The sequence below is a fragment of the Enterobacter sp. SST3 genome (genome assembly GCF_000286655.1).
GTDB lineage: Bacteria > Pseudomonadota > Gammaproteobacteria > Enterobacterales > Enterobacteriaceae > Enterobacter > Enterobacter roggenkampii.
On the sequence record NZ_ALNS01000035.1, the window covers coordinates 19,966 to 43,816 of the forward strand.

22 protein-coding genes are annotated in these 23,851 nt (G+C 58.6%); 14 read left to right on the forward strand and 8 right to left on the reverse strand.

Annotated elements, in window-relative coordinates; all coding sequences use genetic code 11:
• Positions 1-12: 12 nt before the first annotated feature.
• From B498_RS02990 to tolC, 3 genes are all read right to left on the reverse strand, one after another.
• Positions 13-1,173: a glutathionylspermidine synthase family protein gene (locus B498_RS02990; protein ID WP_008502971.1), complete on the reverse strand. Its 1,161-nt coding sequence runs from the start codon at positions 1,171-1,173 to the stop codon at positions 13-15.
• Between the two features lie 2 nt (positions 1,174-1,175).
• Positions 1,176-1,841, reverse strand: a complete 666-nt coding sequence (locus B498_RS02985; protein WP_008502972.1) for a DUF1190 family protein — start codon at positions 1,839-1,841, stop codon at positions 1,176-1,178.
• Between the two features lie 194 nt (positions 1,842-2,035).
• Positions 2,036-3,514, reverse strand: a complete 1,479-nt coding sequence (tolC, locus tag B498_RS02980; protein WP_008502973.1) for an outer membrane channel protein TolC — start codon at positions 3,512-3,514, stop codon at positions 2,036-2,038.
• A gap of 204 nt (positions 3,515-3,718) precedes the next feature.
• Here tolC and nudF point away from each other — a divergent pair, with 204 nt between their 5' ends.
• Genes nudF through parE form a run of 5 tightly spaced genes read left to right on the forward strand, consistent with a single transcriptional unit; the run spans position 3,719 to position 8,127 of the window.
• Positions 3,719-4,351 carry an ADP-ribose diphosphatase gene (gene nudF, locus B498_RS02975; RefSeq protein WP_008502974.1) on the forward strand — a complete coding sequence of 211 codons (633 nt, stop codon included), beginning with the start codon at positions 3,719-3,721 and terminating at the stop codon, positions 4,349-4,351.
• The gene (locus tag B498_RS02970; RefSeq protein WP_003862516.1) at positions 4,348-4,770 is read left to right on the forward strand and encodes a DUF1249 family protein; all 423 of its coding nucleotides are present in this window, start codon (positions 4,348-4,350) and stop codon (positions 4,768-4,770) included. The genes nudF and B498_RS02970 overlap by 4 nt, the downstream gene beginning before the upstream one ends.
• A 27-nt stretch (positions 4,771-4,797) precedes the next feature.
• Positions 4,798-5,625, forward strand: a complete 828-nt coding sequence (gene cpdA / locus B498_RS02965) for a 3',5'-cyclic-AMP phosphodiesterase (protein ID WP_008502975.1) — start codon at positions 4,798-4,800, stop codon at positions 5,623-5,625.
• Positions 5,625-6,206: an esterase YqiA gene (yqiA, locus tag B498_RS02960; RefSeq protein WP_008502976.1), complete on the forward strand. Its 582-nt coding sequence runs from the start codon at positions 5,625-5,627 to the stop codon at positions 6,204-6,206. Before cpdA ends, yqiA begins: the two co-directional genes overlap by 1 nt.
• A gap of 28 nt (positions 6,207-6,234) precedes the next feature.
• Positions 6,235-8,127: a DNA topoisomerase IV subunit B gene (gene parE, locus B498_RS02955; RefSeq protein ID WP_008502977.1), complete on the forward strand. Its 1,893-nt coding sequence runs from the start codon at positions 6,235-6,237 to the stop codon at positions 8,125-8,127.
• A gap of 83 nt (positions 8,128-8,210) precedes the next feature.
• Here the strand turns inward: parE and B498_RS02950 are convergent, their stop codons facing one another.
• Positions 8,211-10,352, reverse strand: coding sequence for a TonB-dependent siderophore receptor (locus B498_RS02950; protein WP_008502978.1), 2,142 nt, complete (start codon positions 10,350-10,352; stop codon positions 8,211-8,213).
• 386 nt (positions 10,353-10,738) lie between these two features.
• On the opposite strand from B498_RS02950, the gene B498_RS02945 reads away from it, so the two are divergent.
• Genes B498_RS02945 through B498_RS02925 form a run of 5 tightly spaced genes read left to right on the forward strand, consistent with a single transcriptional unit; the run spans position 10,739 to position 15,412 of the window.
• Positions 10,739-11,551 carry an ABC transporter ATP-binding protein gene (locus B498_RS02945; RefSeq protein WP_008502979.1) on the forward strand — a complete coding sequence of 271 codons (813 nt, stop codon included), beginning with the start codon at positions 10,739-10,741 and terminating at the stop codon, positions 11,549-11,551.
• The gene (locus B498_RS02940; RefSeq protein WP_008502980.1) at positions 11,548-12,531 is read left to right on the forward strand and encodes a FecCD family ABC transporter permease; all 984 of its coding nucleotides are present in this window, start codon (positions 11,548-11,550) and stop codon (positions 12,529-12,531) included. Before B498_RS02945 ends, B498_RS02940 begins: the two co-directional genes overlap by 4 nt.
• On the forward strand, positions 12,528-13,568 hold the full coding sequence (locus B498_RS02935) for a FecCD family ABC transporter permease (RefSeq protein WP_008502981.1): 1,041 nt from the start codon (positions 12,528-12,530) through the stop codon (positions 13,566-13,568). The genes B498_RS02940 and B498_RS02935 overlap by 4 nt, the downstream gene beginning before the upstream one ends.
• Before the next feature lie 9 nt (positions 13,569-13,577).
• Entirely contained in the window at positions 13,578-14,528 is a 951-nt protein-coding gene (locus B498_RS02930; RefSeq protein ID WP_032623074.1) for an iron-siderophore ABC transporter substrate-binding protein, read from the forward strand.
• Positions 14,525-15,412, forward strand: coding sequence for a MurR/RpiR family transcriptional regulator (locus tag B498_RS02925; protein ID WP_008502983.1), 888 nt, complete (start codon positions 14,525-14,527; stop codon positions 15,410-15,412). Before B498_RS02930 ends, B498_RS02925 begins: the two co-directional genes overlap by 4 nt.
• A 96-nt stretch (positions 15,413-15,508) precedes the next feature.
• Here B498_RS02925 and B498_RS02920 read toward each other — a convergent pair whose 3' ends face one another.
• From B498_RS02920 to qseB, 4 genes are all read right to left on the reverse strand, one after another.
• The gene (locus B498_RS02920; protein WP_008502984.1) at positions 15,509-15,823 is read right to left on the reverse strand and encodes a putative quinol monooxygenase; all 315 of its coding nucleotides are present in this window, start codon (positions 15,821-15,823) and stop codon (positions 15,509-15,511) included.
• A 31-nt stretch (positions 15,824-15,854) separates the two neighbouring features.
• Positions 15,855-16,436 carry an NAD(P)H-dependent oxidoreductase gene (locus B498_RS02915; RefSeq protein ID WP_008502985.1) on the reverse strand — a complete coding sequence of 194 codons (582 nt, stop codon included), beginning with the start codon at positions 16,434-16,436 and terminating at the stop codon, positions 15,855-15,857.
• A 105-nt stretch (positions 16,437-16,541) separates the two neighbouring features.
• A complete protein-coding gene (qseC, locus tag B498_RS02910; RefSeq protein ID WP_008502986.1) occupies positions 16,542-17,891 on the reverse strand; it encodes a quorum sensing histidine kinase QseC in 1,350 nt (449 codons plus the stop codon).
• Positions 17,888-18,547: a quorum sensing response regulator transcription factor QseB gene (gene qseB / locus B498_RS02905; protein WP_008502987.1), complete on the reverse strand. Its 660-nt coding sequence runs from the start codon at positions 18,545-18,547 to the stop codon at positions 17,888-17,890. The genes qseC and qseB overlap by 4 nt, the downstream gene beginning before the upstream one ends.
• A 138-nt stretch (positions 18,548-18,685) precedes the next feature.
• Between qseB and B498_RS02900 the strand changes: the two genes are divergently transcribed.
• The 4 genes from B498_RS02900 to ftsP all read left to right on the forward strand — a co-directional run bounded on the left by B498_RS02900 (position 18,686) and on the right by ftsP (position 23,837).
• Entirely contained in the window at positions 18,686-19,087 is a 402-nt protein-coding gene (locus tag B498_RS02900; RefSeq protein ID WP_008502988.1) for a YgiW/YdeI family stress tolerance OB fold protein, read from the forward strand.
• Between the two features lie 118 nt (positions 19,088-19,205).
• A complete protein-coding gene (parC, locus tag B498_RS02895) occupies positions 19,206-21,464 on the forward strand; it encodes a DNA topoisomerase IV subunit A (RefSeq protein ID WP_008502989.1) in 2,259 nt (752 codons plus the stop codon).
• Between the two features lie 164 nt (positions 21,465-21,628).
• Positions 21,629-22,366, forward strand: a complete 738-nt coding sequence (gene plsC / locus B498_RS02890; protein WP_008502990.1) for a 1-acylglycerol-3-phosphate O-acyltransferase — start codon at positions 21,629-21,631, stop codon at positions 22,364-22,366.
• Between the two features lie 58 nt (positions 22,367-22,424).
• Complete coding sequence (gene ftsP, locus B498_RS02885; RefSeq protein ID WP_008502991.1) at positions 22,425-23,837, forward strand: cell division protein FtsP; 1,413 nt, start codon at positions 22,425-22,427, stop codon at positions 23,835-23,837.
• The last annotated feature ends 14 nt before the right edge of the window (positions 23,838-23,851 follow it).

Here is a 23,851-nt window from a genome sequence, read left to right on the forward strand (position 1 = left end):
ACCCGGCAGATCTTACTCCACAAAAATATGCGGGTAGAACCGCGACAGATCCTGCGTGATCAGCGCGCGATCTTCGCGAATGCCAATTCCGGCAGGTTGATCGTTAATGAGCCAGCTGCCAATTAGCGTATAGCTGTCGCCAAATTTCGGCAGTTGATAGAACGCCTGGACGATCATCCCTTCCTCGCCGTAAGGCCCTTCAACCGCTTCCAGCGTTTTACCGTTTTCGATGATCGACACGTTCGCGCCTTCGCGGGAGAAGATCGGCTTAACGACGTATTTCTCCATCTGCGGGTAATCATCTTCCGCAAAGTACGCTGGCAGTAGGTTAGGGTGATTCGGGAACATCTCCCACAGCATCGGCAGTAGGGCCTTGTTGGAGATAATGCTCTTCCAGGCCGGTTCCAGCCAGCGCACGCCCGCATCTTCCAGCTTGGTGGAGAACATCTCGCGCAGCATGTACTCCCACGGGTAGAGCTTGAACAGGTTGCTGATGACCTGATCCTGCATGTCCGTAAACTGACCTTTTTCACCCAGGCCGATATCCTCGATATAGAGGAACTCGGTCGCCACTTCCGCTTCGGCGGCGCAGTCCTGCAGATACTGAACCGTGCCACGATCTTCTTCCGTGTCGCGGCAGCAGGCGAGATGCAGCAGGTTGAAGCCAAACTGCTCGCGCAGCTCGGCAAAGCGCTCGATCAGCTTCTCCTGCAGGCTGTTGAACTGGTCGCTGCCTTCCGGCATGTTTCCGGCGTTCATCTGGTCTTCCAGCCAGATCCACTGGAAGAATGCCGCTTCATAGAGGGAGGTTGGCGTATCGGCGTTGTTTTCTAAAAGCTTCGGTTCACCCACGCCGTCCCACGCCAGATCCAGGCGAGAGTAAAGCGAAGGCTGATTCGTTTTCCACGACTGGCGGACAAAGCTCCAGGTGTGCTTTGGAATGCGGAACTTGGCCATCAGCTCGTCGCTGTCGATGACTTTTTCCACCACCTTGAGGCACATCTGGTGCAGCTCAGCCGTGACCTCTTCCAGCTTCTCAACCTGGGCCAGGGTGAGCTTGTAGTAAGCGTCTTCACACCAGTACGGCTCGCCGTACATGGTGTGGAAGTTAAAGCCGTACTCGGTGGCTTTTTCGCGCCAGTCCGGGCGCTCGGTAATACTGACTCGTTCCATGATCAGCCGCCCATTGAGCGAGTAGAGGTGCCTGATGCACTGCGCTGCATGCTGGTCTGTTTCGCCACAGACTCACCGAACCCGCCGCGGGTGATGGTGCTGGTGGTCGCAGGCTTCGGCGCCATCGCGGTTTTCGGTACGGTTACGGTGCGGCCCGGAGTCGCTGCGCCGTAGCCTTTACCGCTGGCATCGGTATATTGACCGTAAGCCGGGCTGGCCGGGTTTTTCGAGCTAAACAGCGGCTGCTGCTGGTAGCCCGCACCGCCGCCCATCAGACGGCCCATCATGTAGCCTGCCATCAGCGGCATCCAGAAGCTGCCGCTGGACTGCGCCTGTGCCTGATTTTCAGGTGCCGTGCCTGCCTGAGCCGGTGCCTGCTGGCACTGACCTTCACCAAATTCCGCTACGCAGTCTTCGCGTGAGGCATATTTCGGCGCGGTGCGTTCCGCTTCTTTCAGCGCGTTGGTGTAGGCCGTTTTACATTCGGCCGCTTTGCCGGTTGCGGCGGAGCAGTCGTCCGCGTTTTGATACAGCGAAACCGTTTCATCGTTTTTCTCACAGCCTGCCAGCATAAAGACAGCGGTAACCGCCAGCGCAACAGGGGTGAGGTGACGTGCGTTCCAGCTCTTGCGGAACGACGCGTGATTGATCGTTTTTGTCCGTTTCATGTTTGTCTTCCAGGACCCAGTGGTAATAACGCTCAGGATAGAGGATGAGTGGTTGAAAATGAAGCGAAGAGGGGCGGAATCAGGGGGATCTTTACGTTGGCTTACGTTCGGATGTGATTTTGCGCCGGGTGGCGCTGCGCTTACCCGGCCTACGATTCAGTAGGCCCGATAAGCGAAGCGCCATCGGGCAATGCTTAGTTACGGAACGGATTGTTGCCCTTGCTGGCAGGCGCTGTGGTGCGCGCGGCAGCAGGCTGTGCAGCAGGGGTAGTGCCGTTAGCGTTGAAGTTATCAACCGCGGCAACCTGCTCCGGGTTCTCCGGTGCAACGCTGTCCGGAGAGGTAGAGACCGGTTTGCCCAGTGCGCTGTTCAGCATCTGCAGGTCTTGCTCGTTCAGCGTACCCAGAGCCTGCTTAATGTTCAGCTGGTTAATCAGGTACTGATAACGCGCGCTGGAGAGCTGCTGCTTCGCGTTGTACAGCGTGGTGGTGGCGTCGAGCACGTCAACGATAGTACGTGTACCGACCGAGTAACCCGCTTCCATCGCGTCCAGGGAGCTCTGTGCAGACACAACGGCCTGTTTATAGGCGTTGATGCTGCTGATTGAGGCGTTCACGTTGTTGAAGGATGAACGTACGGTCTGCACCACGTTACGATGGGCGCTTTCCAGCTGCTCGCTCGCGCCAACAAAGTTGTACTGCGCCTGTTTCACCTGGGAGTTGACCTGACCGCCCTGATACAGCGGCAGGGAGAAGCTCAGGCCCACCTTGTTCTGGCCCATATTGCTGTCGTCATACTGGGCAGAATTGGTTTTAGAGCCACTGTAGGTGGTGTCAGAAACGCCGGTAGAGGCGCTCAGGCTCAGGGTTGGCAGATGGCCGTCCTGCGCCTGACGAATCTGCTCGCGGGCCAGGTCCTGGCTCAGACGCGCCTGCAGCAACGTCAGGTTGCGGTTTTCCGCCTCTTTCAGCAGGGCGTTAACGGCCTGCGGCTTATCCGTTTTGAAGCTGTCGACGTTCAGGGAGGCCAGCTCAGGATAGTAGTTCCCGGTGACCTGACGCAGGGATTCCAGCGCGTTGTCGAGGTTATTACGCGCGGTCACTTCGTTGGCCAGCACGGTGTCGTACTGTGAACGGGCGTTTTGCACGTCGGTGATCGCCACCAGACCCACGTTGAAGCGCTGGGTGGTTTGATCTAACTGACGGTAAATGGCCTGTTTCTGCGCTTCGGTGTAGGAGAGCGCGTCAATGGCGCTCAGCACGTTGAAGTACGCCGTAGCTGTGTTCAGGATCAGCGTCTGCTGGTCGGTCTGATAGGTCACATCCTGGATGCCCGCGCTCTTTTCCTGCAGGGTCAGGGCACGCCATTTGGACATATCAAACAGCGTCTGTGTTAATTGCAGTGAGGCACTGGTAGCATTGGAGTTTACGCCGTTAGCGTCGCGGAAACCGTTGCTGTAGGTATAATCTGCACCTAACCCTAACTGTGGCAGCAAGGGGCTACGCGCTTCGTTAATCTTTTCAAACGCAGCATCACGATCGGCCGCTGATTTACGTAAATCAGGGTTGCCCAGACGTGCCTGCTGGTAGACCTGTAACAGGTTTTCCGCCTGGCTCATTGCACTGAAGCCCGTCAGGCTCAGGCCGATAAGGATGGGGAGCAATTTCTTCATTTGCATTCCTTGTTGTGAAGCAGTATTAGCGCTGATCTAATTAAAAAATAATTGCCGATTCTAACAGAATCATCCACACCAAAAGGTTGGCGTTACGTGCCATCTGGCGGTAATTTGCACCAATCTATCATATAGCCTTACAAACGGCAGCCAAACAGCCTTGAAATTCACAATTTCATCACCATTGCTACCAGGACTCGACTCATGCAAAAACCAGAAAAGTTGCCCGTGACATTCGCCAAAAACGATGTAGAAATTATTGCACGAGAAACGCTTTATAGCGGTTTTTTTTCAATGGATCTTTACCGTTTCAGGCATCGCCTGTTTAACGGTGAAATGAGCGGCGAAATCAGACGCGAAATTTTTGAGCGCGGGCATGCGGCAGTCTTGCTACCCTTTGACCCAGTGCGTGACGAAGTCGTGCTGGTGGAGCAGATCCGCATCGCCGCTTATGACGTCAGTGAGAGCCCGTGGCTCCTGGAGATGGTGGCCGGGATGATCGAAGAAGGCGAGACGGTTGAAGACGTCGCCCGGCGCGAGGCGCTGGAAGAGGCGGGGCTGGTGGTGGGCCGCACCAAACCGGTGTTGAGCTATCTGGCGAGTCCGGGTGGCACCAGCGAACGCTTATCCATTATGGTGGGCGAAGTGGACGCCACGACCGCAGAAGGGATTCACGGTCTGGCTGATGAAAACGAAGATATTCGGGTTCATGTGGTGAGCCGGGAACAGGCTTATCAGTGGGTAGAAGAGGGGAAAATCGACAACGCAGCGTCTGTCATCGCCCTGCAATGGCTGCAGCTGCATTATCAGACATTACGAAACGAGTGGAAAAAATGAAGCGCTATACGCCTGACTTCCCAGAAATGATGCGCCTGTGCGAAACGAATTTTGCACAATTGCGCCGCCTGCTGCCGAGAAACGACGCACCCGGCGAAACGGTAAGCTATCAGGTGAGCAACGCGCAGTATCGATTAACGATAACAGAATCAACGCGCTACACTACGCTGGTGGAGATTGAGCAAACGGCACCCAGCATTAGCTACTGGAGCCTGCCGTCGATGACGGTACGCCTCTATCACGACGCGATGGTCGCTGAAGTGTGTTCAAGCCAGCAGATCTTTCGCTTCAAGGCGCGGTATGATTACCCGAATAAAAAGTTGCATCAACGCGACGAAAAGCATCAAATTAACCAGTTTTTAGCCGACTGGCTAAGGTATTGTTTAGCACATGGAGCAATGGCGATTCCGGTTTGTTAGCGTCATAAACCTACCTAAGGACACCATTTGGAAAGCCTGTTGAACCTGACTGTTGCTGGTGGGGCGCCAGTCAGGATATTACAAATCACCGATACCCACCTTTTTGCCGAAAAGCATGAAACGCTGCTGGGGGTGAATACCTGGGAGAGTTATCAGGCGGTACTGAGCGCCATTCACGCTGAAAACCGTGCATGCGATCTGATTGTCGCAACGGGCGATCTGGCGCAGGACCAATCTTCCGCGGCCTACCAGCATTTTGCTGAAGGCATCGCGAGCTTTAGCGCGCCCTGCGTCTGGCTGCCGGGTAACCACGATTTTCAGCCCGCCATGTACAGTTCTCTCCAGGATGCGGGGATTTCTCCGGCGAAATGTGTTTTTGCGGGTGAACAGTGGCAGATCCTGCTGCTGGACAGCCAGGTGTTTGGCGTCCCGCACGGTGAGTTAAGCGAGTTTCAGCTCGACTGGCTTGAGACCAAACTGGCGGCTGAACCTGAACGTCACACGCTGCTGTTGCTTCATCATCATCCTCTGCCGGCGGGCTGCAGCTGGCTCGATCAGCACAGCCTGCGCAACTCCGCGGCGCTGGATCGCGTGCTGGCGAAGTTCCCGCGGGTGAAAAATCTGCTGTGTGGGCATATTCACCAGGAACAGGATCTCGACTGGAACGGACGCCGCATGCTGGCGACGCCGTCGACCTGCGTTCAGTTTAAGCCGCACTGCGCCAACTTTACGCTGGATACCATCGCGCCAGGCTGGCGCTGGCTGGAACTGCATCCCGACGGCACGCTGACCACGGAAGTCTGCCGTTTGACCGGCGCACAGTTCCGCCCGGACACCGCTTCAGAAGGCTATTGATGTCTACGCTCCTTTATCTGCACGGATTCAACAGTTCGCCGCGCTCCGCAAAAGCGACACAGTTTCGCCAGTGGCTGAGCGAGCATCACCCTGACGTTGAGATGATTATCCCACAGCTGCCGCCTTACCCGGCAGAAGCCGCGGAAATGCTGGAATCCATCGTGCTTGCGCACGGCGGCGAAACCTTTGGTGTGGTCGGTTCATCGCTGGGGGGATATTACGCCACCTGGCTCTCGCAATGCTTTATGCTGCCCGCCGTGGTGGTTAATCCGGCGGTACGGCCATTTGAGCTGCTGCGGGACTTTCTTGGCGAAAACGAGAACCCCTACACCGGCCAGCAATATGTGCTAGAGTCACGCCATATTTACGATCTCAAAGTTATGCAGGTCGACCCGCTCGAGGCGCCGGATCTCATCTGGCTGCTGCAGCAGACGGGTGATGAAGTGCTGGATTACCGCCAGGCAGTGGCGTATTACGCCTCCTGCCGCCAGACTATAGAAGAGGGCGGAAACCATGCTTTCACGGGCTTTGAGAATCATTTCACCCAGATTGTCGATTTTCTTGGACTGCACAGCCACTGACAATCAATGCGAATTGCTAGTTTAAATCATGACGCAAACCTATAACGCTGATGCCATTGAGGTCCTCACCGGGCTTGAGCCGGTTCGCCGCCGCCCGGGGATGTACACCGATACGACGCGCCCAAACCATCTGGGCCAGGAAGTTATTGATAACAGTGTGGACGAAGCGCTGGCAGGCCATGCCAAACGCGTTGACGTCATCCTGCATGCCGATCAGTCGCTGGAAGTCATTGACGACGGGCGCGGCATGCCGGTGGATATCCACCCGGAAGAGGGCGTCCCGGCCGTTGAGCTGATCCTCTGTCGTCTGCATGCGGGCGGTAAGTTCTCCAACAAAAACTACCAGTTCTCCGGTGGCCTGCACGGCGTGGGGATTTCCGTCGTCAACGCCCTGTCCAAACGCGTGGAAGTGAACGTCCGTCGCGATGGTCAGGTCTACAACATCGCGTTTGAAAACGGCGAGAAGGTGCAGGATCTGCAGGTTGTCGGCACGTGCGGCAAACGCAACACCGGCACCAGCGTCCACTTCTGGCCTGACGAGAGTTTCTTCGACAGCCCGCGCTTTTCCGTATCCCGCCTGACGCACCTGCTGAAAGCCAAAGCGGTGCTTTGCCCGGGCGTGGAAATCACCTTTAAAGATCACGTTAACAATACCGAGCAAACCTGGTGCTACGCCGATGGCCTGAACGACTACCTGTGCGAAGCGGTAAACGGCCTGCCAACGCTGCCGGAAAAACCGTTCGTCGGCAACTTTAGCGGCGATACCGAAGCGGTGGACTGGGCGCTGCTGTGGCTGCCGGAAGGCGGCGAGCTGCTGACCGAAAGCTACGTTAACCTGATCCCCACCATGCTCGGCGGGACCCACGTCAACGGCCTGCGTCAGGGGCTGCTGGACGCGATGCGCGAATTCTGTGAATACCGTAATATCCTGCCGCGAGGCGTGAAGCTGTCGGCGGAAGATATCTGGGACCGCTGCGCCTACGTGCTCTCCGTGAAAATGCAGGATCCGCAGTTTGCCGGTCAGACCAAAGAACGTCTGTCGTCACGCCAGTGCGCGGCGTTTGTCTCCGGCGTGGTAAAAGATGCGTTTACCCTGTGGCTGAACCAGAACGTTCAGGCGGCAGAAATGCTGGCCGAAATGGCGATCTCCAGCGCCCAGCGTCGTCTGCGCGCCGCGAAGAAAGTGGTGCGTAAAAAGCTGACCAGCGGCCCAGCGCTGCCGGGCAAGCTGGCGGACTGTACCGCGCAGGATCTCAACCGCACCGAGCTGTTCCTGGTGGAAGGGGACTCGGCGGGCGGGTCGGCCAAGCAGGCGCGCGATCGTGAATACCAGGCGATCATGCCGCTCAAGGGTAAGATCCTGAACACCTGGGAAGTGTCTTCAGACGAAGTGCTGGCCTCGCAGGAAGTCCACGATATTTCGGTCGCGATCGGCATCGATCCGGACAGCGACGATCTGAGCCAGCTGCGCTACGGCAAGATCTGCATTCTTGCGGATGCGGACTCCGACGGTCTGCACATCGCCACGCTGCTGTGCGCGCTGTTTGTGAAGCACTTCCGCACGCTGGTGAAAAACGGTCACGTCTACGTGGCGCTGCCGCCGCTGTACCGTATCGACCTCGGCAAAGAGGTTTACTACGCGCTGACGGAAGAAGAAAAAGCGGGCGTGCTGGAACAGCTGAAGCGTAAGAAGGGCAAGCCTAACGTGCAGCGCTTTAAGGGGCTGGGCGAGATGAACCCGATGCAGCTGCGCGAAACGACGCTGGATCCGAACACGCGCCGTCTGGTGCAGCTGACGATCAGCGATGAAGACGAACAGCAGACCAACGCCATGATGGATATGCTCCTTGCCAAGAAACGTTCGGAAGACCGTCGTAACTGGCTGCAGGAGAAAGGTGATATGGCGGATATTGAGGCTTGATGCCCTCACCCTAACCCTCTCCCGCAGGGAGAGGGAATGGATCGTAGGCCCGGTAAGCGCTAGCGCCACCGGGCTTTTTTACATCAAAACTCCATCTTCACCGTAAACTGCACTTCGCGAGGGTCGCCAATCTGGTTGCCCAGGTTGTTGGTCGCAATGGACGAGGTGTAGTAGGTCTTATCAAACAGGTTCTTCACGTTGACCTGCAGCGTCACCGGATACTGCAGCTTCATCTTATAGGCCGCAAAGGCATCCGCCACAAAATAGCCCGGCAGATAATAATCCGCGCCGTTGGTCGCTGAACGACGGCTCACGCCGTGTCCGCCGCCGCCCAACGTCAGGGTATTCCCCGCAAACGCATTATGAATGTCGTACGTCAGGAACAGGGAGCCGGTATGGCGCGGCACGTTCGGCAGCGGTTTGCCCGCGTAGTCCGGGTCTTCCAGCACCTTCGCGTCGGTATAGCCGTAGCTGGCGATAATATTGGTGTTCTCGGTCAGCGATCCGGCAAGATCCACCTCCACGCCCTGGGAGCGCACGCGGCCCGCGGTTTTGGCGATGGTTTCACCTCCCACGCTTTCGTTGTACAGCACGTTGCGTTTGTGGATATCAAACAGCGCGATATTGGCGGTAACGCCGTCGAACAGGTCGAACTTCGCGCCCACTTCGTAGGCGTTTGAGGTTTCCGGCGGCAGGTCGCCAATGTAACTTGCAATGGACGACTGCGGCATAAACGTCTGCGAGTAGTTGGCAAACAGCGAGACGGATGGCGTGAGCTTGTAAACCAGCCCCAGCTTTGGCGTCCACTGTTCGTCGCGGCTGTCGGTGTTGACGTTGAACGGACGACCTTTGCCCGCGTACTGGGTGTAATACTGATAGCGCATCCCGGCGACGGCGATCCACTTATCCGTCAGGTACAGGGCATCCTGCGCGTAGGCCGAATAACTCTCCTGCTTGAGCGTCTGGTCGCTGTCTGCGGCGGAGACGGTTGTACACTTGTTGAGTTTGCCGTAAACCGGATGGTAGATGTTGAAACCTTTGACGTTCTTACAGCGCATCATGTCCGTACGCAGCAAATCGTAATTCTCATACGACACGCCGGTCAGGATCTCATTGTAAAAGCCTGCAATATCCACATTCCCCTGCAGGTCCGCGCGGGTGCTGTGCATGCGCTGTGTCGAGCCCTGGGTCGCATCCACCCGGCGGGTCAGGGTGCCGGTTTTTGCATCGTAGGCCATCACGCGGGCCTGGTTGTCGCTGTATTTATCCTGGCTGTAGCTGTAGTCGAACTTCGCGGTCCACTGGCTGTTGAGGCGGTATTCCGCGTTGAGCTGCGCCAGATCGGACTGACCATCGGTCACGTTAAACGGCTCGTCAAAGCGGGTTTTGCGATCGACATCAACGGCCTTTTTGGTGTTGAGATCGAAGATCGTTCCGCGATCGAACGGCGTTTTATAGTCGCGATGCGAATAGAGCACGGTCACGGTGGCATCATCGCCGAACCAGGTGAGGGATGGGGCGATAAAGGTGCTGCGTTCGTTGCCAAAATTACGCCAGTAATCTTCGTCCTGATACTCACCCGTGAGGCGATACGCCAGACGCGTGCCGTCGATCGGGCCGGTCACATCGACCTGTCCGGTGCCGCCGCCAAAGCTGGAGGAGGTGGCGGACAGAGAACCACCGAAGGTTCTCTCCGGGCGTTTGGTGACGACGTTAATCAGGCCGCCCGGATCGAGAATGCCATACAGCGTTGAGGCCGGGCCTTTAAGCACCTCCACGCGCTCGGTGGCGGCGTTAAAGCTGCGCGGCAGGACGGTGCGCAGGCCGTTGGTCATGATCGAGCCGTCCCGGTTCGCGCCAAACCCGCGGCGCACGAAGGCATCCTGCGTACCGCCGAGGGTATTCGTCTGGACCACGTTGCTAACGTTATAGAGCGCCTCATCCAGCGTGGTGGCGTGCTGATCCTCCAGCACTTTATCGCTGACCGTATTCACCACCTGCGGGATATCCAGCATCGGCATGTTGGTCAGTGTTGCGGTGGAGGTGTTCAGCGGCTGGTAGCCGTTGGTGGCTTCCGCCGGCGTATTTGGATCGGCAGTGACGGTAAGCGTTTCGCCGTCTTTAGCCGCGGTGGTGTCCGCCGCCTGGGCCAGCGGCGCCATAAACAGCAGTGAAAAGAGCGCGCGCCCTTTTACCCCAGAGAGTGAAGGTGTGAACGTAGCCATTACATCTGTTATCCCAAAATATCCGTGAATCACCTTCACGGAAGAATGTGTGAGTCATTGCCCTTTTATGCTCTGCTCGTTAGCCAGAACCGGCATCGAACATGTAATTGAGAATCATTCAATCATGCGGGAATGTAGTAGTAAATGAAAAATGATAAAAATCGGCTACATGCATGAAACGCAACGGGAAAGTACAAGGGTAATGAATTATTTAATTGAAAAATAATGATTTGTTAATTTTTTGGTCTGCACGGTAACGCTCCGTTACCCCTGGTTTTTTCAGGGTGTTTCTTCGCTTGACTACTACATGGCGTGGCGTCAAACTCTCAAAAGAGAATGATTTTTATTTATATTTGTTGCGCTTTTTTTATTACGTTGGCGTTCACGTGGCTCACAACACAAAACAACCGGGACTGGTTCTGGAGAACCTCTCTGCGGGCTATCAGAAAAAAATCATCGTTGATGATATCTCCCTTGCCATCCCTCAGCAGAAAATGACGGTGCTGGTAGGGGCGAACGGCTGTGGGAAATCCACGCTGTTGAGCACTATCGCGCGGCTGCTGCAGCCGCTTGGGGGAACCGCGCTGCTGGACGGTAAAGCCATTCACGAGCAGCCGACCAAAGCCGTCGCCCGCCAGCTTGGTATTCTCCCGCAGTCCCCGCTGCTCCCGGAAGGGTTAACCGTTTTTGAGCTGGTCTCGCGCGGCCGCTTTCCCTGGCAAAACGTTATGCGCCAGTGGAGCGACGAGGACGAACTGGCGGTGGAAGAGGCCCTGCGCCTGACCGGCACGGCAGCGTTTGCCCATATGCCGGTGGAAAGCTTATCCGGCGGCCAGCGTCAGCGCTGCTGGATCGCCATGGCGCTGGCGCAGCAAACGCCGTATATCCTGCTGGATGAACCCACCACGTTCCTCGATCTTCGCTACCAGGTGGAGATCCTGGAACTGCTGCACGCCCTGACCCGCCAGCACGGGCGTACCGTCGTGGTGGTGCTGCACGATCTCAACTTTGCCGTGAACTACGGTGATTCCCTGGTCTTTTTACGCCAGGGAAAAGTCGAGGGGGTGTTACATGAAGGCGACGCCTGCACGCCGGAGCTGATCAAAGCGGTGTTTGATGTGGACGTGCATATGTCCATCAACCCCTTGACCGGCAAACCGTTCTTTATGCCGTTTCGCCAGAGCATTCAGAAGCCATGATGCGCATCTCTCTGGCTTTCCTGATTTTCACCCTGCTGTTGGCGATGGGGGCGATTGCTCATCTGGGGATCGGTGCACGCTTTATCGCCCCGCAAACGGTAGTGGAGGCATTCTTTCACTTCGACCCGCGCAATTTCGACCATAACATCATCATCAGACTGCGGCTGCTGCGCCTCTGCGCCGCAATGGTTACCGGCGCCGCGCTCGGCGTGGCGGGCGTGCTGCTGCAGTCCGTGATCCGCAACCCGCTCGGCGAGCCGCATATTCTGGGGCTCAACGCCGGGGCAGCGCTCGCGGTGGTGATCGCCAGCGCGCTTGGGCTTTCGCTGCCGTTTGGTCGCCCGCTGATTGCCGCCGCCGGTGCCGCCGCGCTGTTTCTGCTGGTGCTGATGTTCTCCTCGACCGGTCGCACCGGGCTCACGCCGATGAAGGTCACCCTGTGCGGCGTGGCGATGTCGGCGTTTGCCTCGTCGATTACCGCCGCGGTGTTAATCCTGGATGAACAGACGCTACTCTCTCTGCGTACCTGGCTGGCGGGTGATATCGCCGGGATCAACGCGCAGATGCTCCAGAGCGCCCTGTGGGCTGCAGCCGCTGGTTTTGTTCTTGCTATCGGGCTGTCGCCCTCGCTCAACATGCTGGCGCTGGGCGACAGAATGGCGCAGGGGCTTGGCGTGTCGCTGCTGAAAACCCGCCTCCTTGCCCTGCTGGCCATTGCGCTGCTCTGCGGCGCGGCCGTCTCCATCGCCGGACCGATTGGCTTTATCGGCCTTGTGGTGCCGCAGCTCATTCGCCGTCTGGTGTCGGTCGATTTACGCGTGATGGTGCCGCTGTCGGCCCTCTGCGGTGCGCTGGTGTTGCTGCTGGCGGATATCGCTGCCCGCACGCTGTTTACCCCCTGGGAGCTGGCAACCGGCATCATGACGGCCCTGGTCGGCGCGCCCGTGTTCATCCTTATGGCCTCGAGGATGTTCAAATGAACCGGGCCGGGCTCCGCGCGATCCGTGTTGGTCGTTTATCGGTGCTGGTTCGTCCGAAGGCGCTGGCGTACCTGTCGCTTTTCGCGCTGATGGCGCTAGGCCTGCTGGGCTTTGGCCTGACGCACGGTTCTCTGCCCATTCCCGCCTCTGCCATCGGGCGGGCGCTGTTTTCGCCTGAAACTTTGACGGCGGAGACGCGCTACGTCGTGATGGATATCCGCCTGCCGCGCCTGCTGATGGCGGTGCTGTGCGGCGCGATGCTCGGGATGGCGGGGGCGGCGATGCAGTCCATCACCCGCAACGGTCTGGCTGACCCGGGGCTTATCGGTGTGAAGGAGGGCTGTAGCGCGGCGGTACTGCTGCTGATTTTTCAGTTCCCGGCGCTGAGCCTGGCCTGGCGTCCGCTGGTTGGCATGGCCGGTGGGCTGCTCACCGCGCTGCTGGTGATCGTCCTCGCGCGCGATATCTCGCGCCCGCGGTTCATTCTGATCGGCATCGGCGTGTCGTGGGCGTTTGCCGCGGCGATGGGCGTTTTTATCACCACCGCCGACGTGCGCGACGTGCAGACGGCGATGCTGTGGCTGGCGGGCAGCCTGCACGCGGCAAACTGGACGCTGGTGGGGCTGGCCGCGCTCTGGGCTGCCCCCGCGTTTGCGCTGCTGCTCTTTACCGCGCGGGCAGCGGACGTGGCGCTGCTCGGCAATCAGGCCGCCGCGGGCCTTGGCGTGCGCACAACCCGGCTGGCACTGCTGCGGGTTCTCGCCCCGGTAGTGCTGACGGCGGCCTGCGTCTCCTGCGTGGGCAGCATTGGCTTCGTGGGGCTGATTGCCCCACATATGGCGCGCCTGCTGCTGCGCGGTGGTCAGACCGCGCTCCTGACGGGAAGCGCCGTGCTGGGCGCGCTGCTGGTGCTGCTGGCGGATAACGTCGGACGTCTGGCATTCCTCCCGCTGCAGCTGCCGGCGGGAATTGTCATTTCATTGATTGGCGGACCGTTTTTCCTGCTGCTGCTCTGGCAGCGCCGGGACAGATTTTAGGGGATTATGATGCGCGTACTGTTTTCGATGCTGTTGCTGGTGGGATTCGCGGTGAGCGCGGCGGAGCCGACGCAGACCTTTACTGACGATCTGAACCGAAAGGTGGTGGTGCCGGTGCACCCGAAACGGATTGTCTCCTTACACGATCTGGATATTACCATTCCGCTGATTGAGCTTGGCGTGCCGCCGGTGGCGAGCCATGGCCGCACGCGGCCGGACGGCAGCCATTTTCTGCGCTCCAGCGGCATGTTAACCGGCGTCGACTTCGATAATTCCGATATCAAATTTATCGGCACGGCGGATATTGACATCGAAGCTATCGCCGCCGCCAAACCTGACCTGATCGTTACCGAGCCGACCCGCAACACGCCGGTGGAACAATTAGCGAAAATTGCCCCGACGGTGAGCATCGATCATCTCGACGGCGGCGCGCCGGAAATCTACCGCAAGCTGGCTCAACTGACAGGAACGCAGGCGCGGCTCAAGGTTCTGGAGCGGCGATATCAGGAGCAAATCAAGGCGCTGAAGGCGACCATCGACACGCGCAAAATCACCGTATCGGTGATTCAGGCCAATCAGGGGAAAATCAACGCCATGCACAGCTACCACTCGCTGGGCCGCGTTCTGCGCGACGCCGGATTCAAATTCCCGCCACTGATTGAGTCCATCCCGGAAGGGGGGCGCATCGACGTCAGCGCCGAGCGCCTGCCGGAGCTGGATGCCGATTTCGTCTTTGCTACCTGGCGCGGGGATACGGGCGGTAAACCGCAGGACGAGCTGGCAGCGATGGAGGCGGTGATGCCGGGCTGGTGTCAGTTCCTGACTGCCTGCCGGAGCGGGCATTACGTGCTGATCTCGCGTGAAGAGGCGATCTCGAATTCGTTCGCGTCTTTAGGGCTGATGGCCGCGCAGGTGCAGTCGCAGATTGCCGGGCGTCCGCTGCCGGAGGCCTCACGGTGATCCGCAAAGAGAAGGGGCGCGTGGATGTCTATGGCGACCGCTTTCGCGCGCGGGCGCATCAGCTGACGCCGCGTCTGCTGCAGGTCGCACGCTATATCCATGACAACCGCGAGGCGGTGATGGAGCAGACCGCCATGGAGATTGCCGCCGTACTGAAAACCTCGGATGCCACGGTGGTCCGCGCCATACAGGCGCTGGGGTTCGCCGGGCTGCGCGATCTCAAGCAGACGCTGGAGCAGTGGTTTGGCCCGGTGGTCACCTCCAGCGAAAAGATGTCCACCACGGTGAACACGCTCGCCAGCGACGTCAACGCGAGCATTGATTTCGTGCTGGAGGGACATCAGCACACCTGCGAGGTGTTATCCGAGCCCCACAACCGCTACGCGATGGCGCAGGCGGTCTCACTGCTGGCGCAGGCAAGGCAGGTCGCCATATTTGGCATTGGCGCCTCCGGTATTCTGGCCGAGTACACCGCCAGGCTGTTCAGCCGTATGGGGTTACCCGCCACGCCGCTCAACCGTACCGGGATCGGGCTTGCCGAACAGCTGATTGCGCTTCAGCGCGGTGACGTGCTGGTGATGATGGCGCAGAAATCCGCGCACCGGGAAGGGCAAACCACCCTGCGTGAAGCTAAACGTCTGGGCATTCCCACCATCCTGCTGACCAACGCCCTCGATTCGCGTTTCAGTAAGGAGGCCAGCGTGGTGATCCACGTCCCGCGCGGCGGTGAAAAGGGTAAAATCCCGCTCCACGGCACGGTGCTGCTCTGTCTGGAGATGATCATTTTATCCGTCGCCGCCACCGAACCGCAGCGCGCCATCAAGTCGATGAAGCGCATCAACGAACTCCATCGCGGGTTAAAGCCGGGGAAGAAAAGCAGCTAAAAACAACAAAGCCCGGTGGCGCTAGCGCTTACCGGGCCTACGGTTCAGGTTTTGTAGGCCGGGTAAACGCAGTGCCACCCGGCAAATTCCACGAACCTAAACCCCTTGCTCCAGAATGCGGATGTGGGTTTCCAGCACGTCGCCCTTCACCGCGTCGCTCCACGCTTTCATGTGCGCGGTCTGCAGATGCGCTTCAAGATGCGCGACGGTTTCCCACTGCTCAACCATGATGATCGAGTCCGGCGCGGTCGCCTGGAAGCTGGCGTCAGTGGCGGCATCCACCATCGGCGCGTAGCCGTGGCAGCCTTCTTCTTTCAGTACGGTCGGGATAATTTTCGCGAACTGATCCAGCACCGCCTGGCGGTGATGTTGACCTGGACGAGTACGGATTTCTGCGATAACGGTAAGCATGTTTACTACTCCTTTAATTCCAGGCTACCAGTTAAGCAAAAATTTCCGCGAGATGCTTGCGATATTCTGCGATATAGCGCGGGACATCAGGCATTTTAATCACGTCGTTAACGATAAAGGTCGGCAGCGGATCCATGCCCAGGAACTGATTCGCCTTGTGGAACGGCAGATAAGCACCGTCTACGCCCACGCCTTCGAAGAACTGATCTTTCTCGGTGAAGGCTTCCAGCGGCGCGTTCCAGGTCAGTGACAGCATATATTTTTTGCCCTGAATCAGGCCGCCTGAACCGTATTTTTTGGACGCGTCAGAGCGGGTGCGGCCATCGCTGGCATACAGCGAACCGTGACCTTCGGTGAATACGTCGTCCATGTACTTTTTCACGGTCCACGGCGCGCCCATCCACCAGCCTGGCATCTGCCAGATCACCACGTCAGCCCACAGGAAGTTTTGCACTTCGGCCTTCACGTCGTAGTCGCTGTCCGCGCGCACGACCTTAACATCATGCCCGGCGTCGCGCAGGAAACCGTCCGCGACCTCGGTCAGGGTGTCATTCAGCTGGCCTTTAGAGTGCGCAAATTCTTTTGCACCGTTAATAATCAGAATGTTGCTCATTTTTTGTCCTCGACGATGAGAGTATGCCGGGTATTCTACGCGCGAGGACGGAGCGGAAAAATGAGCAAAATGTGCAAAGTCTTTTGCTGGAGATGCAATAATCCGTTACCAGCTGACCTTCACCTCAAAGCCGCCTTCCGCCGCATTGCTCAGCGAGACGTGCATCCCGTGCAGCGCGGCAATGCGCCTGACGATAGAAAGCCCCAGCCCGCTGCCCGTGGCGTTCTGGCCCGGTGGACGATAAAAACGCTCGCCGATGCGCGCCAGCACCTCGGGGTCAACGCCGGGACCGTTGTCGCGCACGCTAAAGCTACGCGCGTCCAGCGTAACGTCCACTACGCTGCCGCGTGGGCTGTAGCGGATGGCGTTGTCCAGCAGGTTGCGCACCAGCAGGCTGAGCAGCAGGGGCTGCCCCTGACGTTTGACCTGCGGGGCATGGTTGATGAGGCGAATATCAATCCCTGCCTGCTGCGCCGGATGCCAGATATCCAGCACCGCCGACTGAAGTAAATCGGCAAGCGTGATCGGTTCGACATCGTCAAGGTTATCCAGCGAGTCCAGACGCGACAGGGTGAGGAGCTGATCCACCAGCCGCGAAGCGCGGTCGATTCCCGCATGCAGCTGTGCCAGCGCTTTTTCCCGCGCCTGCGGATCGTCCTGCGAGAGCTGCGCCACGTCAGTTTGCACCTTCAGGGCCGCCAGCGGGCTGCGCAGCTCGTGAGCCGCATCAGAGGTAAAGCGGCGCTCGCGCGTCATCATCTCCTGGGTACGTGCGAAGAGGTGATTCAGCGAGTCGAGCAGGGGGCGCACTTCCGTGGGCACACCCTGAAGCACAAGCGCATCGGTCGCATCCGGCGAGCGGGAGCGCAGGGTCTGCGCCAGCTTTTTGAGCGGCCTCAGCTCCCGGATCAGGAGGAGAACCAGCAAAAGCAGCATCACCGGCAGCGCCACCAGCCAGGGCGTGAGCTGCGAGCTGACCACGTCCAGCGCCATATCCTGGCGGTACTCCCACTCCTGACCGACAACCACGCGGTATTTCCCGTCGGGTGAGGTCAGCCACAGGAAACGCCATTCGTCGTTGTCGTCCTGGAGCTGCCCGTTAGCAAACCCGTCGCGGCGATAGTGGTACGGAATATCGCGCCCGTTCTCGCCGTCGTTCAGCAGCATTTTGCCCTCGACGCTGTAAATGGCGAAAGCCAGCGCGTCGTCATCGAGACGGCCATGCTTCACTTTTTTTGGGATCTCGCGCATCCGCTCGGGGGCGCGGATCTCGTCCAGATCCATCGTCAGCAGCCGTTTGGCAAACAGCATCTGCTGCGTGTCAAAGAGCTTATCCAGCTTGTGGGTGGTCTGCTGCCAGGCCACCAGGCTGGCGGCAAACCATGCCGTCAGGGAGAGCGCTAAAAAGAGGAGCGTCAGGCGCAGCTTCAGGCTCAGGCGTTGCGTCAGCTTCATGCGTCACCCAGGGTATAGCCGATGCCGTGCACGGTGCGGATAAACTCGCTGCCAAGCTTGCGGCGCAGATGATGAACGTGGACTTCTACCGCGTTGCTGGAGACGTCGTCGTCCCAGGTATACAGTTTTTCCTCAATCGTCTTGCGAGGGAGCACGCGGCCTGCATTGCGCATCAGCAGTTCCAGCAGCGCGAACTCTTTCGGCTTCAGCGTCAGCAGTTCACCGTCCAGCGTGGCGACGAGACGGGTCGGATCGAGCGTGACCTTGCCGTGGCGTAGCTCGCTATGCGTCTGGCCGTGGCTGCGGCGGACCAGCGCCTCGAGGCGGGCACCCACTTCAATCAGCGCGAACGGCTTGCAGAGATAATCATCCGCGCCAAGACGCAGCCCTTCCACGCGCTGGTTAAGCGCATCCCGCGCGGTCAGGATCAATACCGGCTCGCTGCGCCCGCTTTCGCGCCACGCGCGCAGGATGTCCAGACCGTCGATTTGCGGCAGCGTCAGATCCAGCACCACGGCATCATAGGGCGCAGACGCGAGCGCGGCCTGACCGGTTTTGCCGTCGGTAAACCAGTCCACGCTAAAGCCCATTTTGCTTAAACCCGCCCTGATACCGTCGCCGATTAGCGTGTCGTCTTCTACCAGTAAAATGCGCATATTCCCTCCTTGATGCCGTCAGTAAACCCTCTGTAAGCGCCTGCTGTACAGCAATAATAAATAAATTTTTCCCTTAAGAAGTTGTTAAGGATTACCCTGTTTAATGGACTGCGAAACCAGATTAAAGGGAGAGTTAATATGAAAAAATTCGCTGCCATTGCCGCCATCATGATGATGGCCACTGCCCCCGTTTTTGCTGCGCAGGGCGGATTTAACGGCCCGTCCGCCACGCAAACCCAGACCCAGACGCAGGCAGGCGGTTTTGTCGATAACGACGCCAACCTCACCACCGCGGTGAAGGTGAAAGAGATGAAGGACGACAGCTGGGTGAAGCTGCGCGGGAACATCACCCAGCGCCTGTCCGATGACCGCTACACCTTCCGCGATGAGACCGGCACGGTGAACGTGGAAATTGACCACAAGCGCTGGAACGGCGTGACCGTCACCCCGCAGGATAAAGTGGAAATCCAGGGCAAGGTCGATAAAGAGTGGAACGATTTTGAAATCGACGTGAAGCAGGTCATTAAGCTGAACAAATAACCCGAAAAGGGCCGCATAAGCGGCCCTTTTTCTTTGTGACTCAACTCGTCAGATAGGGTAGTATCTGCGGCAATATTGCCTGAAACCCTTCGGTTTCTGAGTTGAGGAATCACACGTAATGAGCGATATGGCAGAGCGCCTCGCGCTACATGAATTCACGGAAAACGCCTACCTGAACTACTCCATGTACGTCATCATGGACAGGGCGTTGCCGTTTATCGGGGATGGCCTGAAGCCCGTTCAGCGCCGCATCGTGTATGCGATGTCCGAACTGGGGCTGAACGCCACCGCCAAGTTCAAGAAATCCGCCCGTACCGTCGGTGACGTGCTGGGTAAATACCATCCGCACGGCGACAGCGCCTGCTATGAAGCAATGGTGCTGATGGCGCAGCCGTTCTCTTACCGTTACCCGCTGGTGGATGGTCAGGGGAACTGGGGGGCGCCGGACGACCCAAAATCCTTCGCGGCGATGCGATATACCGAGTCCCGCCTCTCTAAATATGCCGAAGTGCTGCTGGGCGAGCTGGGCCAGGGGACCGTTGACTGGGTACCGAACTTCGACGGTACGCTGCAGGAGCCGAAGATGCTGCCCGCGCGTCTGCCGAACATCCTGCTGAACGGCACCACCGGGATTGCGGTCGGTATGGCGACGGACATTCCGCCGCACAACCTGCGTGAAGTGGCGAAAGCCGCCATCACCCTGATTGAGCAGCCGAAAACCTCGCTCGACGATCTGCTGGATATCGTGCAGGGCCCGGACTTCCCGACCGAAGCTGAGATCATCACTTCTCGTGCGGAAATCCGCAAAATCTACCAGAACGGTCGCGGCTCCGTGCGCATGCGCGCAGTGTGGAATAAAGAAGACGGCGCCGTGGTGATCACCGCGCTGCCGCATCAGGTATCCGGTGCCAAAGTGCTGGAGCAGATCGCCTCCCAGATGCGCAATAAAAAGCTGCCGATGGTGGACGACCTGCGTGACGAATCTGACCACGAGAACCCGACCCGTCTGGTGATCGTGCCGCGTTCTAACCGCGTGGACATGGAGCAGGTGATGAACCACCTGTTCGCCACCACCGATCTGGAAAAAAGCTACCGCATTAACCTGAACATGATCGGCCTCGACGGACGCCCGGCGGTGAAAAACCTGCTGGAGATCCTTACCGAATGGCTGACGTTCCGCCGCGATACGGTACGCCGTCGTCTGAACCATCGTCTGGAGAAAGTGCTTAAGCGCCTGCATATCCTCGAAGGTTTGCTGGTGGCGTTCCTCAATATCGACGAGGTGATTGAGATCATCCGTACCGAGGACGAGCCGAAGCCCGCCCTGATGTCGCGCTTTGGCATCAGCGAAACCCAGGCCGAAGCGATCCTCGAGCTGAAGCTGCGCCATCTCGCCAAACTGGAAGAGATGAAGATCCGCGGCGAGCAGAACGAGCTGGAAAAAGAGCGCGATCAGCTGCAGGCGATCCTCGCGTCCGAACGCAAGATGAATACCCTCCTGAAGAAAGAGCTGCAGGCTGATGCCGACGCGTTTGGTGACGACCGTCGTTCTCCGCTGCACGAGCGCGAAGAAGCGAAGGCGATGAACGAGCACGACATGCAGCCGTCCGAGCCGGTGACCATTGTCCTGTCGCAGAGCGGCTGGGTGCGCAGCGCCAAAGGCCACGATATCGACGCGCCGGGGCTCAGCTACAAAGCGGGCGACAGCTTTAAAGCGGCGGTGAAAGGCAAGAGCAACCAGCCGGTGGCGTTTATCGACTCCACCGGTCGCAGCTATGCCATTGACCCGATCACGCTGCCTTCCGCGCGCGGGCAGGGTGAACCGCTGACCGGCAAGCTGACGCTGCCGCCGGGCGCGACGGTTGACCATATGCTGATGGAAGCCGATGACCAGAAGCTGCTGCTGGCGTCTGACGCGGGCTACGGTTTTATCTGTACCTTCAACGATCTGGTTTCCCGCAACCGTGCCGGTAAGGCGCTGATTAGCCTGCCGGACAACGCTCACGTAATGGCACCGCTGGTGATTGAGAACGAAAGCGACATGCTGCTGGCGATCACCACCGCCGGACGTATGCTGATGTTCCCGGTCAGCGATCTGCCGGAGCTGTCAAAAGGCAAGGGCAACAAGATCATCAACATCCCGTCGGCGGAGGCCGCGAAAGGCGAAGATGGCCTGGCGCACCTCTTCCTGCTGCCGCCGCAGAGCACGCTGACCATTCACGTCGGCAAGCGCAAAATCAAGCTTCGTCCGGAAGAGCTGCAGAAGGTGGTGGGCGAGCGCGGTCGCCGCGGCTCGCTGATGCGCGGTCTGCAGCGTATCGATCGCGTGGAGATTGACTCTCCTGCACGCAGCGCTGCGGGTGACAGCGAAGAGTAATGTCGTGATATCCCCCCTCTGTCCGGAGGGGGAATTTCAATAAAATTTCCCGTAAAATCGTTGTTAATTCGTGCGTTGCGATTAACAATACGCGCTCGTAATAAAGTCCTTACCTGGCCACAGGTGAAGTATAATTGTCAGCTGTTGGGGCTTCAGAGGTCGCTATGCTATATATTGTTCGTCTTATTCTTACCGTTATCTACTGCATTCTGGTCTGTATTTTCGGCTCTATTTACTGCCTGTTCAGCCCGCGTAATCCGAAGCATGTCGCCACCTTTGGCCATATGTTCGGGCGTCTTGCGCCGCTGTTTGGTCTGAAAGTTGAAAAACGTCTGCCGGAAGGGGCGGAGAATTTCGGTAACGCCATCTATATCGCCAACCATCAGAACAACTACGATATGGTGACGGCCTCTAATATCGTGCTTCCACCGACCGTGACGGTGGGCAAAAAAAGCCTGCTGTGGATCCCGTTTTTTGGTCAGCTGTACTGGCTTACCGGTAACCTGCTGATTGACCGTAATAACCGTGCAAAAGCGCACGGCACCATTGCAGAAGTGGTGAATCATTTTAAAAAGCGCAGGATCTCAATCTGGATGTTCCCGGAAGGGACGCGCAGCCGCGGCCGCGGCCTGCTGCCGTTTAAAACCGGTGCGTTTCATGCCGCAATTGCGGCAGGTGTTCCAATTATTCCTGTGTGCGTTTCCAATACTTCGAATAAGATTAATCTTAACCGCCTGAATAACGGGCTGGTGATTGTCGAAATGCTGCCACCCGTCGATACCAGCAAATACGGTAAAGATCAGGTGCGCGAGCTGGCAGCGCACTGCCGTGATCTGATGGCTGAGCATATTGCGCTGCTCGACAAAGAAGTCGCAGAGAGAGAAGCCGCCGGTAAGATCTAACCCGGCGTTGAAGGGAAAACGAATTCCCGCGTTGTTAGTCGTTTCAGATGGAGCTTATATGTCACTCAGTCGGCGTCAGTTTATTCAGGCTTCGGGGATCGCCCTTTGTGCGGGTGCGATGCCGCTGACAGCCAGCGCCGCCGGGCAGCAACAGCCGCTGCCTATTCCGCCACTCATTGAATCCCGTCGCGGCCAGCCGCTTTTCCTGACGCTGCAGCGCAGCCACTGGTCCTTTACCCAGGGGACGCGTGCGCCGGTCTGGGGCATTAACGGACGTTACCTTGGGCCGACCATACGCGTGTGGAATGGCGATGACGTAAAGCTCATCTACAGTAACCGTACCCCTGAAAATGTCGCCATGACCATCAGCGGCCTGCAGGTGCCTGGCCCGCTGATTGGCGGCGCGGCGCGCATGATGTCGCCCAGCGCCGACTGGGCGCCCGTTCTGCCGATTCGCCAGAGCGCGGCAACCCTGTGGTATCACGCCAACACCCCTAACCGCACGGCGCAGCAGGTCTATAACGGCCTGGCCGGCATGTGGCTGGTGGAAGATGAAGTCAGCAAATCCCTGCCGATCCCGAACCACTACGGCGTGGATGACTTCCCGATTATCATCCAGGACAAACGTCTGGATAATTTCGGTACGCCGGAATACAGCGAACCGGGGAGCGGTGGCTTCGTTGGCGATACGCTGCTGGTTAACGGCGCGCAGAGCCCGTATGTCGAAGTGTCCCGTGGCTGGGTGCGCCTGCGCCTGCTCAACGCGTCTAACTCGCGCCGCTATCAGCTGCAGATGAGCGATGGCCGTCCGCTGCACGTCATCTCCGGCGATCAGGGTTTTTTACCGGCACCGGTGTCCGTCAAACAGCTGGCGCTCGCGCCGGGTGAGCGTCGCGAAATTCTCATTGATATGACCAACGGGGATGAAGTCTCTGTGACCTGCGGCGAAGCGGCAAGCATTGTTGACCGTATTCGCGGGTTCTTTGAACCGTCGAGCATTCTTGTCTCGACCCTGGTGCTGACCCTGCGTCCAACCGGCCTGCTGCCGCTGGTGACCGATAGCCTGCCCATGCGCCTGCTGCCGCAGGAGATCATGAGCGGCTCCCCGGTGCGCAGCCGTGATATCAGCCTGGGCGACGATCCGGGCATCAACGGTGCGCTGTGGGACGTCAACCGCATCGACATCACCGCGCAACAGGGCACCTGGGAGCGCTGGACGGTGCGTTCAGATATGCCGCAGTCGTTCCATATTGAAGGGGTAAGCTTCCTGATCCGCAACGTTAACGGCGCGATGCCGTTCCCGGAAGATCGCGGCTGGAAAGATACCGTCTGGGTGGACGGTCAGGTTGAACTGCTCGTCTACTACGGTCAGCCTTCGTGGCCGCACTTCCCGTTCCTGTTCCACAGCCAGACGCTGGAGATGATGGACAGGGGGTCCGTAGGGCAAATGCTGATCAACCCCGCGCCATAACCTCTGACATTCCC